The organism is Paenibacillus gorillae (assembly GCF_000513275.1).
Classification (GTDB): domain Bacteria; phylum Bacillota; class Bacilli; order Paenibacillales; family Paenibacillaceae; genus Pristimantibacillus; species Pristimantibacillus gorillae.
In genome coordinates this window covers 1-16,486 of record NZ_CBVJ010000050.1, presented here as the reverse complement: position 1 = coordinate 16,486, position 16,486 = coordinate 1, and the positions used below count along the sequence as shown (strand labels likewise).

At 52.3% G+C, this 16,486-nt stretch carries 19 protein-coding genes; 12 read left to right on the top strand and 7 right to left on the bottom strand.

The features are described 5' to 3' along the window. Positions 1-12: 12 nt before the first annotated feature. The 6 genes from grpE (at position 13) to TY10_RS09555 (ending at position 4,223) form a co-directional block, all read left to right on the top strand. On the top strand, positions 13-555 hold the full coding sequence (gene grpE, locus TY10_RS09570) for a nucleotide exchange factor GrpE (RefSeq protein WP_081735183.1): 543 nt from the start codon (positions 13-15) through the stop codon (positions 553-555). Between the two features lie 53 nt (positions 556-608). Further along, positions 609-2,441, top strand: a complete 1,833-nt coding sequence (dnaK, locus tag TY10_RS09565) for a molecular chaperone DnaK (protein WP_042162795.1) — start codon at positions 609-611, stop codon at positions 2,439-2,441. Between the two features lie 166 nt (positions 2,442-2,607). Continuing rightward, the gene (locus TY10_RS31430; protein WP_238327522.1) at positions 2,608-3,207 is read left to right on the top strand and encodes a DnaJ domain-containing protein; all 600 of its coding nucleotides are present in this window, start codon (positions 2,608-2,610) and stop codon (positions 3,205-3,207) included. After that, positions 3,095-3,706, top strand: coding sequence for a DnaJ C-terminal domain-containing protein (locus TY10_RS31425; protein ID WP_238327525.1), 612 nt, complete (start codon positions 3,095-3,097; stop codon positions 3,704-3,706). The genes TY10_RS31430 and TY10_RS31425 overlap by 113 nt, the downstream gene beginning before the upstream one ends. A 130-nt stretch (positions 3,707-3,836) precedes the next feature. Continuing rightward, on the top strand, positions 3,837-4,010 hold the full coding sequence (locus tag TY10_RS29720; protein ID WP_081735182.1) for a YfhD family protein: 174 nt from the start codon (positions 3,837-3,839) through the stop codon (positions 4,008-4,010). 9 nt (positions 4,011-4,019) lie between these two features. Next, complete coding sequence (locus TY10_RS09555; RefSeq protein WP_042162794.1) at positions 4,020-4,223, top strand: hypothetical protein; 204 nt, start codon at positions 4,020-4,022, stop codon at positions 4,221-4,223. A 94-nt stretch (positions 4,224-4,317) separates the two neighbouring features. On the opposite strand, the gene TY10_RS09550 is transcribed toward TY10_RS09555, so the two are convergent. The 6 genes from TY10_RS09550 to TY10_RS09530 all read right to left on the bottom strand — a co-directional run bounded on the left by TY10_RS09550 (position 4,318) and on the right by TY10_RS09530 (position 9,059). Beyond that, positions 4,318-5,169 (bottom strand): ABC transporter ATP-binding protein, encoded by an 852-nt coding sequence (locus tag TY10_RS09550; RefSeq protein WP_081735181.1) that lies wholly within the window; start codon positions 5,167-5,169, stop codon positions 4,318-4,320. A 33-nt stretch (positions 5,170-5,202) separates the two neighbouring features. Beyond that, entirely contained in the window at positions 5,203-6,312 is a 1,110-nt protein-coding gene (locus tag TY10_RS09545; protein ID WP_042162793.1) for a taurine ABC transporter substrate-binding protein, read from the bottom strand. A 36-nt stretch (positions 6,313-6,348) separates the two neighbouring features. Beyond that, the gene (locus TY10_RS32215) at positions 6,349-6,555 is read right to left on the bottom strand and encodes a hypothetical protein (protein WP_337588341.1); all 207 of its coding nucleotides are present in this window, start codon (positions 6,553-6,555) and stop codon (positions 6,349-6,351) included. After that, positions 6,462-7,121: an ABC transporter permease subunit gene (locus TY10_RS09540; RefSeq protein WP_238327521.1), complete on the bottom strand. Its 660-nt coding sequence runs from the start codon at positions 7,119-7,121 to the stop codon at positions 6,462-6,464. The genes TY10_RS32215 and TY10_RS09540 overlap by 94 nt, the downstream gene beginning before the upstream one ends. An 18-nt stretch (positions 7,122-7,139) precedes the next feature. Beyond that, positions 7,140-8,276, bottom strand: coding sequence for an FMNH2-dependent alkanesulfonate monooxygenase (gene ssuD, locus TY10_RS09535; protein ID WP_042162792.1), 1,137 nt, complete (start codon positions 8,274-8,276; stop codon positions 7,140-7,142). Positions 8,277-8,465: 189 nt separating this feature from the next. Continuing rightward, the gene (locus tag TY10_RS09530; RefSeq protein ID WP_042162791.1) at positions 8,466-9,059 is read right to left on the bottom strand and encodes a TetR/AcrR family transcriptional regulator; all 594 of its coding nucleotides are present in this window, start codon (positions 9,057-9,059) and stop codon (positions 8,466-8,468) included. Between the two features lie 178 nt (positions 9,060-9,237). Here TY10_RS09530 and prmA point away from each other — a divergent pair, with 178 nt between their 5' ends. The 5 genes from prmA (at position 9,238) to TY10_RS09505 (ending at position 13,671) form a co-directional block, all read left to right on the top strand. Beyond that, entirely contained in the window at positions 9,238-10,230 is a 993-nt protein-coding gene (prmA, locus tag TY10_RS09525) for a 50S ribosomal protein L11 methyltransferase (RefSeq protein ID WP_042162790.1), read from the top strand. A gap of 4 nt (positions 10,231-10,234) precedes the next feature. Next, positions 10,235-10,909, top strand: a complete 675-nt coding sequence (locus tag TY10_RS09520) for a site-2 protease family protein (RefSeq protein ID WP_042162789.1) — start codon at positions 10,235-10,237, stop codon at positions 10,907-10,909. Positions 10,910-10,959: 50 nt separating this feature from the next. Next, entirely contained in the window at positions 10,960-11,742 is a 783-nt protein-coding gene (locus tag TY10_RS09515) for an RsmE family RNA methyltransferase (protein ID WP_042162787.1), read from the top strand. Between the two features lie 6 nt (positions 11,743-11,748). Then, on the top strand, positions 11,749-13,113 hold the full coding sequence (gene mtaB, locus TY10_RS09510) for a tRNA (N(6)-L-threonylcarbamoyladenosine(37)-C(2))-methylthiotransferase MtaB (protein ID WP_042162786.1): 1,365 nt from the start codon (positions 11,749-11,751) through the stop codon (positions 13,111-13,113). Positions 13,114-13,239: 126 nt separating this feature from the next. Next, positions 13,240-13,671 (top strand): NUDIX hydrolase, encoded by a 432-nt coding sequence (locus TY10_RS09505; protein WP_042162785.1) that lies wholly within the window; start codon positions 13,240-13,242, stop codon positions 13,669-13,671. Here TY10_RS09505 and TY10_RS09500 read toward each other — a convergent pair. Then, entirely contained in the window at positions 13,668-14,642 is a 975-nt protein-coding gene (locus tag TY10_RS09500) for a Na/Pi cotransporter family protein (RefSeq protein WP_042162784.1), read from the bottom strand. The genes TY10_RS09505 and TY10_RS09500 overlap by 4 nt on opposite strands. Before the next feature lie 149 nt (positions 14,643-14,791). Here TY10_RS09500 and TY10_RS09495 point away from each other — a divergent pair, with 149 nt between their 5' ends. Next, a complete protein-coding gene (locus tag TY10_RS09495; protein ID WP_420329392.1) occupies positions 14,792-16,159 on the top strand; it encodes a class I SAM-dependent rRNA methyltransferase in 1,368 nt (455 codons plus the stop codon). Positions 16,160-16,486 lie beyond the last annotated feature (327 nt).

Sequence of the window (16,486 nt, the reverse complement as noted above, 5' to 3'; positions counted from 1 at the left end):
GAGGTGAATTGGGTGAGTAACGAACATAACGAAGCGGTTGAGGAAACCGTAACGGAGCAGGAGCAAGCAGGACAGGAAGCGGAGGCGCAAGCCGAGCTTCAAGAGGATCCGCGCCTCTCTGAGCTTGCACAGCAGGCAGAGGAGAACCAGCAGCGATACTTACGCGTGCAAGCGGATTTTGATAATTTCCGCCGCCGCACCATGAAGGAAAAAGAAGAGCTGGGACAATACGCATCGATGAAGCTGATCGGGCAATTGCTTCCGGTTGTCGATAACTTTGAACGGGCGGTTGCAGCAGCATCGATCAATGGCGATTATGAATCGCTTGCGAAAGGTGTGGACATGATTTTCCGTCAGCTGGAGCAAACGCTGCAGCAGGAAGGTCTGCAGGCGATGAATGTCGTCGGCGAGCCGTTCAATCCTGAATTCCATCAAGCCATTATGACAGTGGAATCCGAAGAGCATGAAGAAGGCATCGTGGTTGAAGAAGTGCAGAAGGGCTACGTGCTGAAAGACAAAGTGCTTCGTCCTGCGATGGTTAAAGTTAGCGGCTAAGTGTTATTCAATAATGGGGCTGAAAAGCCATATAAATTAGGAGGAAACTGACGATGAGTAAAGTAATCGGTATTGACCTTGGTACAACAAACTCTTGCGTTGCAGTAATGGAAGGCGGCGAAGCCGTCGTAATCCCGAATCCGGAAGGTAACCGTACGACGCCATCCGTTGTCGGCTTTAAGAAAGACGGAGAGCGTATTGTCGGCGAAACGGCAAAACGCCAAGCCATCACCAACCCTGACCGGACAGTTAGCTCGGTAAAACGTCATATGGGTACAAACCATAAAGAAACGATTGACGGCAAAGACTTCACGCCGCAAGAAATTTCTGCAATTATTTTGCAAAAGCTGAAATCCGATGCGGAAGCTTACCTGGGCCAATCGGTAACGCAAGCCGTTATTACGGTTCCTGCTTACTTCAATGACAGCCAGCGTCAAGCCACGAAGGATGCGGGTAAAATCGCAGGCCTGGAAGTGCTGCGTATCGTCAACGAGCCAACAGCGGCAGCTCTTGCTTACGGCATGGAGAAAACAGAAGACCAAACCATCCTCGTCTATGACCTTGGCGGCGGCACGTTTGACGTATCGATTCTCGAACTGGGCGACGGCTTCTTCGAAGTTAAAGCAACGAGCGGCGACAACAAGCTTGGCGGCGACGACTTTGACCAAGTCGTTATCGATTACCTGGTTGCTGAGTTTAAGAAGGAGCAAGGCATCGACCTGTCGAAGGACAAAGCGGCTGTTCAGCGCTTGAAGGATGCAGCAGAGAAAGCGAAGAAAGAGCTTTCCGGCGTGTTGACATCTACGATCTCGCTTCCATTTATTACGATGGTTGACGGCGTTCCTCAGCATTTGGAGATGAACCTGACCCGTGCGAAATTCGAAGAGTTGTCTGCTGGCCTTGTAGAGCGTACGATGGGTCCTGTTCGTCAGGCGCTTAGCGATTCGGGCTTGTCCACAAGCGAAATTAATAAAGTGGTACTCGTAGGCGGTTCGACGCGTATTCCAGCCGTTCAAGAAGCGGTTAAAAAGCTGATCGGCAAAGATCCGCATAAAGGCGTTAACCCGGATGAGGTTGTAGCGCTGGGCGCGGCTGTTCAAGCGGGCGTGCTTACAGGCGACGTTAAAGACGTTGTATTGCTCGACGTTACGCCTTTGTCGCTCGGTATCGAGACGGCTGGCGGCGTATTCACAAAAATGATCGATCGCAATACGACGATTCCAACGAGCAAATCGCAAGTTTACTCGACGTATGCAGACAATCAGCCGGGCGTAGAAATTCACGTTCTGCAAGGCGAGCGTCAAATGGCTGCCGGCAACAAAACGCTTGGCCGCTTTACACTTAGCGACATTCCGCTCGCACCACGCGGCGTTCCGCAAATCGAAGTAACCTTCGATATCGATGCGAACGGTATCGTTAACGTATCGGCTTTGGATAAAGGCACAGGCAAAAGCCAAAAAATTACGATTACTTCATCCGGCGGTCTGAGCGAAGACGAAATCGAAAAAATGATGAAAGACGCTGAGCTGAACGCTGAAGATGACCGTAAACGCCGTGAATTGGTTGAAGCGAAAAACGCAGCTGACCAGCTCATCTACTCGGTTGACAAAACGATCAAGGATCTTGGCGACAAAGTGGACGCGTCCGAAATCGACAAAGCGAATGCAGCGAAAGAGAAGCTGGCAGCAGCAGTTGCAACGGAAAACATTGAAGAAATCAATGCGGCTTCCGAAGAGCTGACGCAAATCGTTCAGGCATTGTCTGTGAAGCTGTATGAGCAAGCACAGCAAGGCGCAGAAGGTGCAGAGCCGCAAGAAGGCGGAGCAGCTCCTAAGAAAGACAATGTTGTAGACGCAGACTACGAAGTGGTTGACGACAACAAATAATTAGCTTAAGCTTGCTACCGAGGTGAGGTCAAAGTCAGGGGCTTCCTGTCTTTGACCTTCTTCGCGCATTTATAGCTTTTGTAATGGAACATGGGTGGAGGTGAGAACCAGTTGGCAGACAAACGCGATTATTATGAGGTGCTTGGCTTAGGCAAAAGCGCTTCCGATGATGAAATTCAAAAAAGCGTACCGGTCGCTTGCGCGCAAGTATCATCCGGACGTGAATAAAGAAGCGGACGCAGAGTCGAAGTTCAAGGAAGTCAAAGAGGCTTACGACGTGCTCAGTGACGAGGGACAGCGGTCGACGTATGACCGTTATGGCCATGTTGACCCTAACCAGGGCATGGGAGGCGCCGGCGGCTTCTCAGGAGACTTTGGCGGAGGCGGCTTCGGCGATATCTTCGATATGTTCTTTGGCGGCGGAGGCGGCGGTCGTCGTGATCCGAATGCTCCGCAGCGGGGCAATGATCTGCAATACACGATGACCATAGAGTTCAAGGAAGCCGTATTCGGCAAAGAAACGGAAATTACGATTCCGCGTACGGAAACCTGTGACACTTGTACGGGATCGGGAGCTAAGCCGGGTACGAAACCGGAAACCTGCTCTACCTGCAAAGGCAGCGGTCAGCAAGAGGTTGTGCAAAATACACCGTTTGGCCGTATGGTCAATCGCCGTGCTTGTACGAACTGCTCCGGTACGGGTCGTGTTATTAAGGAAAAATGCGGAACCTGCCATGGCGCAGGCAAAGTGCAAAAAACAGCGTAAAATTAATGTCCGCATCCCTGCGGGCGTTGACGACGGCGCTCAAATCCGTCTGTCCGGTGAGGGCGAAGGCGGTCTTCGCGGCGGTCCTGCCGGTGATCTCTATATCGTTATCCGCGTCAAGTCGCATGAGTTCTTCGAACGAGAGAACGATGATATCTATTGCGAGGTTCCGCTTACGTTCGTGCAAGCGGCGCTAGGCGATGAGATTGAAATCCCGACGCTGACGGAAAAAGTGAAGCTGAAAATTCCTGCGGGAACTCAGACGGGCACTTATTTCCGCTTGAAGGGCAAAGGCGTGCCGAAGCTTCGCGGCTACGGTCAAGGCGATCAGCACGTGAAGGTGACGGTCGTTACGCCAACGAAGCTGACCGACGAGCAGAAGGATTTGCTGCGTCAATTCAGCGGCGGTACAGCAAGCACAAGTTCGGTTTCCGAAAGCAATACCGAGCATCATGAATCGATTTTCGATAAAATGAAGAAAGCGTTCCGGGGCGAGTAGCCCGGAACGCTTTTTTTCTTTTTAAATCGGAGTATGACGGGATGAGAACGAATAATTAGGATGAATGATGTAAAAGCTAGACGGGTTGGTTTCTATCCAATGAATCTATAAACCAAAGGAGCTTCCAATCATGCCACAGAACAACGAGCAAAACGAGCTGGAGAAGCAAAACTTCGCAAACTTGCCGATCGGTGAAAACGAGGATGTAGAGTTTTCTGAAGAATTGGCTGACGAAGCTGACCGCAAAGCCGCGCAACGTGCCGCTCAAGCGGATCAGCGTGCGCACGAACAGCAGCAAGAGTAGGATTTTGGCATGAACCAGATCGAAATCCGGGCGAACTTCTCTGGGCCGGAAGCGGCGCAAGAGGCGCTGCATAAACTGCAGGCGCTGCGCGCGTTTGAAATTAACGGTCTGCATGAAAGCGGATGGCTGACGGCTACGGTGGATGCAAATGTCGTTGACCGTGCCGTTCATTTAATTGAGCAGATCGGCGGATCAACGGAAATGATCGGTTAATATCCGGCTGCACAAACCAGAACAGGGCAGTTCGAAGGTCGATGACGACCTTCGAACTGCCCTGTTTTGTTTGGTTGACTGCTATGCATGCCGCTCAATCCTGCCAGCTCTGACCAGCAGGGCGAAGAGCCTTGAGCAGCTGCTCTCGTGTCTCTCCATAGCGCAAATGCTGGCGGGCAAATGCAAACGGCTCGGACGCCCGGTTAAGACGATTCGGCATATCGATTTCGATGCGGCCAGGACCGCCTTTCATTACGATTAACCGGGAGCCTAACAGCAGCGCTTCCTCGACATCATGCGTGATGAATACAATCGTTTTACCGGTCTCTAACCATAGCTTGCGAAGCAAGTATTGCAGCGATTCCCGTGTAATGGCGTCTAGTGCGGCAAACGGCTCATCCATGAGCAGCAGTGCCGGATTGGCCGCTAGCGCACGGGCAATCGCGGCGCGCTGCTTCATCCCTCCCGACAACTGATGCGGCAGCAGGGACGCGGCAGCGCTCAAGCCGACCTGATTCAAGGTTTCAGCGGCTATGTGGCTCCGTTCGGCCCGTTTTAAACCGAGCATTTTTAGCCCGAATTGTACATTCCGGTTTACGGACAGCCAAGGAAATAGATTGGCATGCTGGAAGACGACGCCCACCTTCGGGTTCGGACCGGGATGCGGCTGGTCATACAGCTTCACTTCGCCTTCTGTAGGCTTCTCATAGCCAGCGACAAGCTTTAACAACGAAGTTTTGCCGCAGCCCGACGGTCCAAGAATGCAAACAAACTCGCCCTCTCTAATATGAAGCTGCACAGAGCCCAATACATCCGTGGGGCTGCCAGCCGCTTTACCGTTGCCGTAACGAAGGGAGACGCTATTTAAGGCAACGGCATCCCTGGAGGATTCTTCACATGGCTCCCCGGACTTCCAAATCTCATCATCAATTGCCGCTTCTATCATTCGCAAGAGCTCCTTTCGTTATTGGCGTTATGGTTACTTGCCTGTCAGCGCTTCGTTGTAGATACCCTGCTGATAGACAGCCGCATCAGGTGCGGAAGGTATCGTCTGCTGCTCGACGAGAAACTCGCCTGTCGCTTGAAGCACCTGCGCAAACCCGCTGACACGCGTTCCCGAGCCCAAATAGCTTTCTGCCGATTGCTCGGAAGACAAGAGCCATACGAGCTCATTCATTTGCGAGAGCGTATCGGCTTCCGGCTGGCTAAGCAGCGGAGCAAGTGATTTGGCCGCTTCGTTCGGGTTCGAACGGTACAGCTGCACTGCCTCGTCTAGCAAACCAACATAGTCTTTCAGAAATTGCGGGTATTGCTTGGCAAATTCGCTGCGTACGACGCCGACATCTGCCGTAATGCTGCCCTTCTCAGCGAGCGCTTTGGCAGAGATGATAATCTTGCCGTCATCGGCGACGAGCTTCGCCAGCGAAGGCTGCCAGACGAAGGCGCCGTCGATGTCATTGCGCTGCCATGCCGCTACAATATCAGGAGGCTGCAGATCGAGAATGGTAACCGATTTTGGATCTACGCTTTCTTGTTTTAAGGCGGCTAGCAAGCTGAAGTGGGTCGTCGAGCCGAATGGAACGGCGATTTTTTTGCCTGCCAAATCCTTGACACCTGCTATGTTCGAGCTGTTTCGGACAGCCAGAGCTTCGTTGTCGCCGATGACATCATGCAGAAAATACACTTGATACGGCAGTTGGCTTGCGAGTCCAATAGCAACGGGAACAGAGCCTGCCAGTCCGAGATCGATGCCGCCGGATGCGATGGCTGTGTTAACGTCCCGGCCGGAATCGAATTGCAGCCAGGTTACTTTCACGTCGGGAAACTTCTTCTCGACCAGCCCTTGCGCTTTCACAAGAAGCTCAGCGTTGGGAATGATTTGAAAGCCGATTTTCACTTCTTTAGGCTGTACAGGAGCAGCTTCTGCCGGTTTTACAGTCTCCGCAGCCGGAGAAGGCGAAGCAGCGGCAGGGGCTGTTTCTTTTGCCGGCGTATTGTTGCTTTTATCAGCCCCGCACCCGGCAAGCATGCTTGCAAATGTAATTAGAATGATGGATAAAACGGTAAAATTCCGGTGTTTCGATCTCATAGTTTAGTTCCACTCCTATTTATTATTGTCGCCTGTCTATTCTTTGCCGCCCCATGGAACCCATCGCCGTTCCATCCAGCGGATCACAGAGTCGATGGCAATGGCGATGAGGCCCATAAGAATGATCCCGGCAAATATAATATCGCTTCTTAAAAACTTGCTCGCATCGAGCACCATCCAACCGATTCCGGAAATGGCCGCCACCATCTCAGCGGCGACAAGCGTCGTATAGCTGACACCGATCGCAGTTCGAATGCCGGTGAAAAATTTTCCGGAAGCGCGGATGGGAGAAAAATATAGACGAATAGCTTGCGCCGGTTAGCGCCAAGCGATCTCGCTGCATGAATGCGGTCCAGCGGCACGCGGCGTACGCCTGCGACGACGGCGATATACAGAGGTGCGAATGCCGCCAGGTAAAGCAAAAAGATTTTGGAAGAGTCACCGATGCCCAGCCATAGCACAAGGATGGTGTAGTAGGCTAGCGGCGGCAGCGGCCTGTAAAATTCGATGAAAGGGTCGAGAAGCGCCCGGATGACAGACGATGATCCGCTTATAAGGCCAAGCGGAATTGCCGTTGCTAGCGCCAACGCGAAGGCACACCCGAGACGGTAGAGGCTGGATAGCAGGTGATGGAGTAGGGAAGTGCCTTTATACCCGTCATGGAAGATCTGGATGAAGGCCGCCCACACTTTACCCGGAGAAGGGACGAATAGCGGATTGACCCAATGCCTGCTTGTAATCAGCCACCAGAGAAGCAGAACGAGCAATACCGATAGTGCAGAAAGCGCGGGGCTATAAATTTTTTTCATGTGGAGCTCCTCCTCCGCCTAACGATGGTTCCCAGGCTTATAGCTGTATGCGATCATTTCACCGCTTTGACCTTCTGCGACAGCGTCTGGTGAACCTTCTCCTGCCGTGGAGCGAAGCTTAGGAAATAACAGCTCAGCGACTCTGTACGATTCTTCTAAATGCGGATACCCGGATAAAATGAAAGTGTCGATGCCGAGCTCACGGTATTCGTGCAGCCGTTCAGCCACCGTATCGGGATCTCCGACAAGTGCTGTGCCTGCACCGCCGCGCACAAGGCCGATACCAGCCCAAAGGTTGGGTGCAATCTCCAGGCTGCTGCGGCTTCCGTTGTGGGTGGCCGTCATGCGCTGCTGGCCGTGGGAATCCATCCGGGCATAGACTTGCTGTGCTTTGGCGATCGTTTCATCATCCAAGTGCCGGATCAGCCTGTCGGCCGCTGTCCAAGCTTCCTCCGCTGTCTCCCGAACGATGATATGCAGCCGGATGCCGAATGTCACCGTACGTCCAGCTGCTGCCGCTTCTTCTTTAACGAGAGCCATTTTTTGCTTGATTTGCTCCGGCGGTTCACCCCAGGTTAAGTAACAGTCAGCATGCTTCGCGGCAACGCCGATAGCAGCCGGCGAGGAGCCTCCGAAATATACGGGAGGGTGAGGCTGCTGCAGTGCTGGCAATAAATTTACGGCCTCAGCGACCCGGAGATGCTTGCCGTTCAGCGTAACCTTCTCTTGCTGCAGCAGCCGGCGCCAAATTGTCATGAATTCATCTGTAAGCTCATATCGCTCGTCATGATTAAGGAAAAGCCCATCCGCCTCCAGTTCGACAGGATCACCTCCCGCTACCACGTTTATGAGGAGCCTTCCCCCAGAGCTGCGGTCGAAGCTGGCTGCCATTCGGGCAGCCAGTGTCGGGGACATGAGGCCTGGCCGAACGGCAATGAGGAATTTCAGTCTTTTAGTAACGGGTATCAGCGCCGAAGCGGTAACCCATGGGTCGTCACATGAGCGGCCTGTCGGCAGCAGAACGCCATCATAACCAAGATCATCCGCTGCAACGGCGATTTGCCGATAATAAGCGGGGGATGTCGTTCTCGACCCGATGCCGGTGCCGAGGTAGCGTCCGTCTCCGTATGTCGGAATGAACCAAAACAGCTTCATTATGCACATCCTGTTCGTCAGTTTTTTATTATTCTGATCGGTTAAGTTGGTTTAAAAGGCATAAAAAAAGCATAACAACTCTTTTTATCAAAGTAGTCGTTATGCGCCTCCGGCCTTCCGGTAGGCTAACGATGAATAATTATTCACTATGTAAGCATGATAGCAGTAATTGCCATTAATAGTCAATCATTATTTTAACAGCATGGCCATCATCTTTTCAGGTGTCAGACTGGCGATTTCCCGAATGCCAGGGATGTCGTGCAGAATAAGTCCTTCCATCATCGATACATACATCAGGGCAAGCTCCATACTGTCTCCAGCTTTGAAAATGCCCAAGTGCTGGCCCTCCGTTATAATAGCGGCCATGGGGCGCAAATTGTCGATGAACCTTTCGCTTACCGCTTTGGTCAATTCTTCGGGTACCGCCTCGGACGTCCGGGCGTACTGCAATATAACGGTGATGGCCCAGCCATTGCTATACGTCAGCCACCTGCTCGTATACCAATACAGTTTGTCATACGGAGAGGAGGGAAGAGCTAGCGCTTCTTCAACAAACTCGCGGTATTCCTGCTGACCGCTTTCTACAAGAGCGCGGAAAATTTCATCCTTGGAGCTAAAGGATTTATAGACGTTGCCCACACTGATGCCGGCGGTTGCTGCGATATCGGCGATTTTAGTTGCGGGAAGTCCCCGCCTGGCGATCACATGCATAGCTGCGTTCAGCAGCTGCCGCTTGCGCTCGTCGCGAAGTATTTGATCCTTAATGACGTTGCGGGGTGACATATCGGTTAGCCCTCCTGAATGCTGCGTAATGGGGCGGGATGAGAAGAGGCCCGCACTTTTTCCAGCAATTAGACAATATTGTAGCACAACCATTGCATAGGCGCTGCAATCCCTTTTTGTGCAAGCATGCCGATTAGTGTACAATAGATGTTAGTTTTTCACACTGGAGGGTAATGAAATGAAATGGCATGAAATTACAATTTCGACAACAGAGCAGGTGATCGAGATGATCTCGAACTTCCTGCATGAAATGGACGCTGGCGGCGTATCCATTGAAGAATCGGGAACGCTGAACAAACAGCGCGACACCTCGCTCGGACAATGGTATGAAACTCCGCTTAACGATATACCGGAAGGCCATGCTGTCATCAAAGGCTACTTCGTTGAAGGCGTCAACGGGGATGAGCTGGAGAAGGCGCTGAGACCTCGGATTGATCAGCTGCGGGAGTTTGGCATCGATCCCGGCGATTATGAGATCAGCTCCAAGCTTGTTGACGAAGAAGACTGGGCGAATGCGTGGAAGCAATATTTCAAACCGATCCGCGTATCCGATACGCTGACGATTAAGCCAACATGGGAGCAATACGAAGCGGGCCCTGACGAAAAGATTATCGAGCTGGACCCTGGCATGGCGTTTGGCACGGGTACACATCCAACAACGTCCCTCTGCTTGAAGACGCTTGAATCGGTCATTCAAGGCGGCGAAGAGATTATCGACGTTGGTACGGGTTCCGGTATCTTGGCTATTGGAGCGATCAAACTGGGAGCGAAGCGTGTACTTGCGCTTGATTTGGACCCGGTGGCGGTCACCAGTGCGGCAGAAAATGTCCGTTTGAACGGATTGTCGGATACGATCGAAGTGATTGAAAGCGATCTGATGGGCGTTTTGGGCGGGAAAGTGGTGTTTGAGGCCAATGAAAGCGAAGCTCGGCAAACGTCCGTATCGCTGCCGGTCGACCTCATCGTCGCTAATATTTTGGCGGATATTATTTTGCTCTTCACCGACGATGTATACGCAGCGCTTAAGCCAGGCGGTATTTATATCGCATCTGGTATCTTTAAAAATAAAGAGACAGATGTAGAACAAGGTCTCATTGGCTCCGGATTTGAGATTGAGCATAAACACCGTGACGAGGACTGGATTGCATTCGTCGTACGAAAGCCGAGGTGAGTAAATGAACTGGGATAGCATTCTCGCTTATCCAATACAAGACCTGCCGTTTGTTGCACTTGTTCTGATTATCGCGTTCACTGTGCATGAATTCGCTCATGCCTACAGCGCCTACAAATTTGGTGACAATACGGCTTATGATGCCGGCCGCGTTACGTTGAATCCGCGGGTACATATCGATTGGCTGGGAGCGATTCTAATTCTGATTGCCGGATTCGGCTGGGCGAAGCCTGTGCCGGTCAACCAGAACCGGTTCAAGCATCCGCGCTTGATGGGCGTAGTGGTGTCGGCTGTCGGGCCGCTCAGCAACCTTGTAATCGGCATTATCGGATTGGTGATTTTATATGCACTTGATTCATCAGGTGTTCTGGCCAACAGTTCCAGAGGTGTAAGTCTTGCCCTTACTACTTTTTTAGGCTATTTGATTAGCCTCAATTTCTTGCTGTTTGTGTTCAACTTGATTCCGCTGCCGCCACTGGACGGCTACCGGATCATTCAAGATCTTGTTCCGCTAAAGGTTCGTTATAAAATGGATCAAAATGTCCAGTGGGGCGTATTCTTTTTCTTGCTTATCGTATTTATTCCGCCTTTAAGAAAAGTGACGCTTGACCCGGTTCTAGGCATGATTAGTCCATTGATCGATTTTTTTGCAAGTATTATCCGGCCGATCTTCTATTAATGATTCATGGATTTTAACCGTTAAAACATGCTATGATGAAGGATGATTGTATGCAGCGATATTTTGTAGCCGCGGAGCAGTTCGACGGCTCTACCGTACGCTTGTTGGGCGAAGACGCCTTTCATGTGGTTCGTGTCATGCGGATGAAGGAAGACCAGAAGTTTATCGTCAGTGACGGGCAGTCACGCGTTGCGCTTGCGGCTGTCGTGGAGGCTAGTGCGACCGAGGTTACGGCCCGGATCGTGGAGGAGCTGCCGATGGACAGCGAGCCTGTATGGTCGGTAACGATCGCGCAAAGCTTGCCCAAGGGCGATAAAATGGAGCTCGTCATTCAAAAAGGAACCGAGATCGGCGCTTATTCGTTTGCGCCGTTTCAGTCCGAGCGGATGATCGTGCAGTATGACGGCAAAAAAGAAGCGAAGCGTCTGGAACGCTGGAGCAAAATCGCCAAGGAGGCAGCGGAGCAGTCGCACCGCTGCCGGGTGCCGGCGATTGAAGCTGTACGCAGCTGGCGCGAGCTGATTGATTCGATATCGAATTATGATTTAACGTTGTTTTGTTATGAACGGGAAGGCGACGGAGCAGAGGGCAAAGGCATAAGGGATGCGCTGCTGGAATGGAAGCAGGCTTCTGGAGGGCAACTGCCCGCCGAGCCCAAGCTGCTCATCGTCGTTGGTCCCGAAGGCGGCTTTACGGAAGCAGAAGCAAACGGGGCGGAGGCGGCCGGAGCGGTCGTCGTCGGTTTGGGCAAACGGATATTGCGGACCGAAACCGCAGGCATCGTGGGCTTGACCTGCTTGCTGTACGAAGCCGGAGAAATGGGAGGAGCGTAAGCGATTATGCCATCGGTAGCATTTTACACCTTAGGATGCAAAGTTAACTTTTACGACACAGAGGCCATTTGGCAGCTATTTAAAAACGAAGGCTATGAGCAGGTTGATTTTGAAGCGACCGCCGACGTTTATTTGGTCAATACATGTACAGTAACGAATACTGGCGACAAGAAGAGCCGTCAGATTATTCGCCGCGCCGTACGGCGCAATCCGAACGCTGTCATTGCGGTAACGGGATGCTATGCACAAACGTCGCCTGCTGAGATTATGGCGATTCCGGGCGTGGATCTTGTCATCGGAACACAGGATCGCGAGAAAATTATTTCGTTTGTCGATCAGATTCATGCCGACAGGACACCTGTGAATGCTGTTCGCAACATTATGAAAACGCGCCAATTCGAAGAGCTGGACGTGCCTGATTTCTCAGAGCGTACCCGTGCTTTTCTGAAAATTCAAGAAGGCTGCAACAATTTCTGCACCTTCTGTATTATCCCTTGGTCGCGGGGCTTGTCACGCAGCCGTGAGCCGCAAAGTGTCATCGAGCAAGCGAAGCAGCTCGTTGCTTCCGGCTACAAAGAAATCGTACTGACGGGCATTCATACAGGCGGTTATGGCGATGACATGGAAAATTACCGTTTGACTGATTTGTTATGGGATCTTGACAAGGTGGACGGTCTCGAAAGAATCCGGATCAGCTCGATCGAAGCGAGCCAGATTGACGATGCGATGATCGACGTCTTGAAACGTTCGTCCAAAATGTGCCGTCATCTTCACATTCCGCTGCAAGCGGGGGAAACCTCGGTGCTTAAGCGGATGCGCCGTAAATATACGACTGAGGAATTCGCTTCGAAGCTGCAGCGGATTCGCGAGGCGATGCCGGGCGTTGCCATTACAACGGACGTTATCGTCGGCTTCCCTGGGGAGACGGATGAAATGTTCGAAGAGGGCTATAAATTTATGGAGGCCGTAGGCTTCTCCGAAATGCACGTTTTCCCTTATTCGAAGCGGACAGGTACGCCTGCTGCAAGAATGGAGGATCAGGTCGACGAAGAAGTGAAGAACGAGCGCGTTCATAAGCTGATTGATCTGTCTGAGAAAATGCAGCTTCAGTATGCGCAGCAGTATGTCGGCACGGTGCTCGATATTATTCCTGAACGCGACTATAAAGGAGCGCCTGGAACAGGGCTCGTTATGGGCTATTCCGATAATTATTTGCAGGTTGTTTTCGATGGCGACGAGTCGCTAATCGGGAAGCTCTGCCGTGTCAAAATTACGGAAGCAGGCGTTAATGAAAACCGCGGCCAGCTGATTCGTGTGCTGGATGAGAGCGGCTTGAACAATTTCGGACATCCGGAAGCGTTGCGGGCATAGCTCAGTGCGGTAGTTTGGTGTAAATAAGGATAGCGAGGTTTCCGGCCCAGCCGATATTCGGCTGGACGAGGGAGCCTCGTTGTTGCATAGAGCATAAAATGTCGAGCAGGCGAGGGGGAAGCGGTCGTGAAGGAAATTTCTGCAGGCGGCGTCGTCTACCGCCGCACGGAAGCGGGAGAGCTGCAAATTCAGCTCATACAGGATCGTTACGGGAAAGTATCGCTTCCTAAAGGGAAAATGGAACCAGGCGAGACGGTTGAACAGACCGCCCTTCGGGAAATTGCGGAGGAGACCGGTTTGACTGGCGTCATAGTGAAACCGATCGATCAAATCAAATACCAGTACCATGACGACTCAAAAGGGACGGTCGACAAAGAAGTTCATTATTATTTGGTGGAAGCGGTCGGAGGTTCACTTCAAGCGCAGGTAGAAGAAATTCGCGGCGTTGACTGGTTCGAGCCGATGGACGCTTGGCGACGCCAGAAGCAATCCGGTTATGACAACAATAACCGGATTTTGTCCGGCGCGCTGCAGCTTCTAGGCTTGAAAACGGATTAGGCTGCCTGAAGCCTTCGAAAGACTGGCAAATAGCATAAGGGCAGCGCGATAAGCGAGCTTGCGATGTTGAACAACGTTTGCGAATGGGCGATTTGACTCGCGGGCGAATGAGCAAGCCATCCCGACGCAGCGGCAAGCTCGCCGATAAATGGCATGAACAGCAAGGCGCCGCCTGCATTCAAAGCAACATGGGACCAAGCGACGAGTTGGCCGCTTTTGGAGCCGCCGATTGAGGCGAGCAAAGCGGTAACGCAAGTGCCGACATTCGCGCCTAGTACGACAGCGACGCCAAGCTCAAGCGGCATTGCACCGATGCTGGCGAAGCCCATGATAATGCCGATGACGGCTGCGCTGCTATGGACGACAGCAGTCAGCAGGGCGCCAGCGGCAAGTCCCCACCATAGGCTGGTTTGCGATTTATCCAAAAACCAGTTGAATATGCTGCTTTGCTGTACGTCCGGGCCAACCGTCTGCATGACAGCTATCCCGGCCAGCAGCATACTGAAGCCGCCGAGTGCGACGGAGCTGGAGCGGAGGATTGCCAGCTTGTGCAGGGTCTTGCTCCGTAAGGAAGCTGCCCGGAATTCGGTAAGCGGCACAGTGGTCAGCCATACGATTAGAGAAACGGCCAGCAGCGGAAACGCCAGCTTGTTCAAGCTGAGGCCGATCAATTCGGTTGTCAGGCAGGTGCCGATGTTTGTACCCAGTATAATGCCAAGCGTTCGCGGAAAAGTGAGCAGCCCGGCATTTACGAGCCCGATGGCAATGACGGTAACGGCGGTGCTGCTCTGCAAGAAGGCGGTCGTTGCGGTGCCGACGGCGAGTCCGTGCAGCGGGGTTGCGGTCGAACGGTGCAGCACCCGGTTCAAATGCGGTCCGGCAAGCTGATGAAGCGCAAGCTCCATCAGTTTCATGCCGCTAAGAAAAATGGCGAAACCAAGCGCCATCGGAAGCGCAATTGCAATTAACATCGGCTTGTGCTCCTTTAGACAGCATTGCTTTTTAGTATCTATACATATGCCTTTATATGGACAGGCATGACAAGCGCCAGCTACTGGAGGCGGCGTTGCGCTCTCTCTACTAACGGCGCAGCGGAACTGAGAGAGGAAGAATGAATGAAGTGAGCGAAAACAAAGCAAAGATTTGGCTGCAGCGCGGCCGTAAAAACCGGCTGGAGCTGGGTCATCCATGGATTTATGCCAATGAAATTGAACGAGTAGAGGGCGATGCGGCTCCGGGCGGCATCGTCGACGTCGTCTCTCATAAAGGAAAGTTTCTGGCTTCGGGCTATTATAATCCGCAATCGCAGATTACTGTCCGTGTCGTATCGTACAAGCCTTTGGAGGAGATGGATGCGGCCTTCTTCCGCGAGCGGCTGCAGCAGTGCGCAGATCATCGCAGCCGGTTTGTGCCGGATCGCGATTGCAGACTGGTATACGGCGAAGCTGACTTTTTGCCGGGATTAACCGTGGACCGGTTCAACGATGTGCTGGTCGTTCAATTGCTGACGCTGGGCATGGATATGAGACGCGAAGCCTTAATTGAAGCGCTTATTGATGTGTTTCAGCCGAAGGGTATCTACGAGCGCAGCGATGTAGGTGTGAGGCAGCTGGAAGGTCTGGAGCAGCGTACGGGTGTGCTTTATGGCGAGTGCCCGCCGATCATCGAGATCGAGGAAAATGGCTTGAAGCTGGAGGTTGATATCGTTGAAGGGCAAAAAACAGGCTACTTCTATGATCAGCGCGAAAACCGCGCTTCAATTAAGCCGTTAATGACGGGCTGGGGTGCGCGAAGCGGCATTCATTTGCAGCGGCAAGAGGAAGAGGACGGACAGTTCCGCTCTGTACCAGTCAACGCAAATGGCAAAGAAGTGACATTCCCTTACTGGGACGGTGCTACGGTGCTGGAATGCTTTGCACATACCGGCAGTTTTACTCTGCATGCCTGCAAATACGGAGCGAAGCGCGTAACTTGTCTGGACGTATCTCAGCATGCAATCGATACCGCGCAAAGAAATATGGAGCGCAACGGATTTACGGACCGTGTCGAATTTGTCGTAGCTGACGCTTTCGAGTACTTGCGTACGCAGGTGAAAGGGCTGGAGGAAAAAGCGGAGCGGAGCCGGGCTGGAGCGGATACATCGAAGCCGATCAGCGGGAACGGCCGTACATGGGACGTTGTCATTCTCGATCCGCCGGCGTTTGCTAAGACGAAAAGCGCCGTGCCTGGCGCTTGCCGGGGCTACAAGGACATCAACCTTCACGGTTTGAAGCTCGTAAACGAGGGCGGGTATTTGGTAACAGCCAGCTGCTCATACCATATGCGCCCCGATCTGTTTCTTGAGACGATCCAAGAGGCTGCATCCGATGCCGGCAAGCTGCTGAGACTGGTTGAATGGCGCGCGGCGGGCAAAGACCATCCGCAGCTTCTGGGCGTTAGTGAAGGCCATTATTTAAAGTTTGCGATTTTTGAGGTTCGAAGCAAATAAAATTTTGTTATAGTTCGGCTGTCGAGATTTTTTCGGCAGCTTTTTTATATATGGGATGATCCGCTGCGCGTCTTGGTTCATGCTGCCATGCTTGATTCCATTTACCCTCAGGGTAAATGGACAGAATCTGCACAAAGTCATCCTGAACTCAAGACGCTCCGCTTCTCTAAATGCCGCAAGACCAACCAATAAATCAAACAAAAACAAGACGAACTCATCAAGTGAGAAAGGGCAGGCGAGGCTTCCACACTAATCAGTTGAATAACGCCAGTGAAATAATGTCGTCCAACAAAAATGATATGCAGCGAGCTTTGATTCACTATTTAG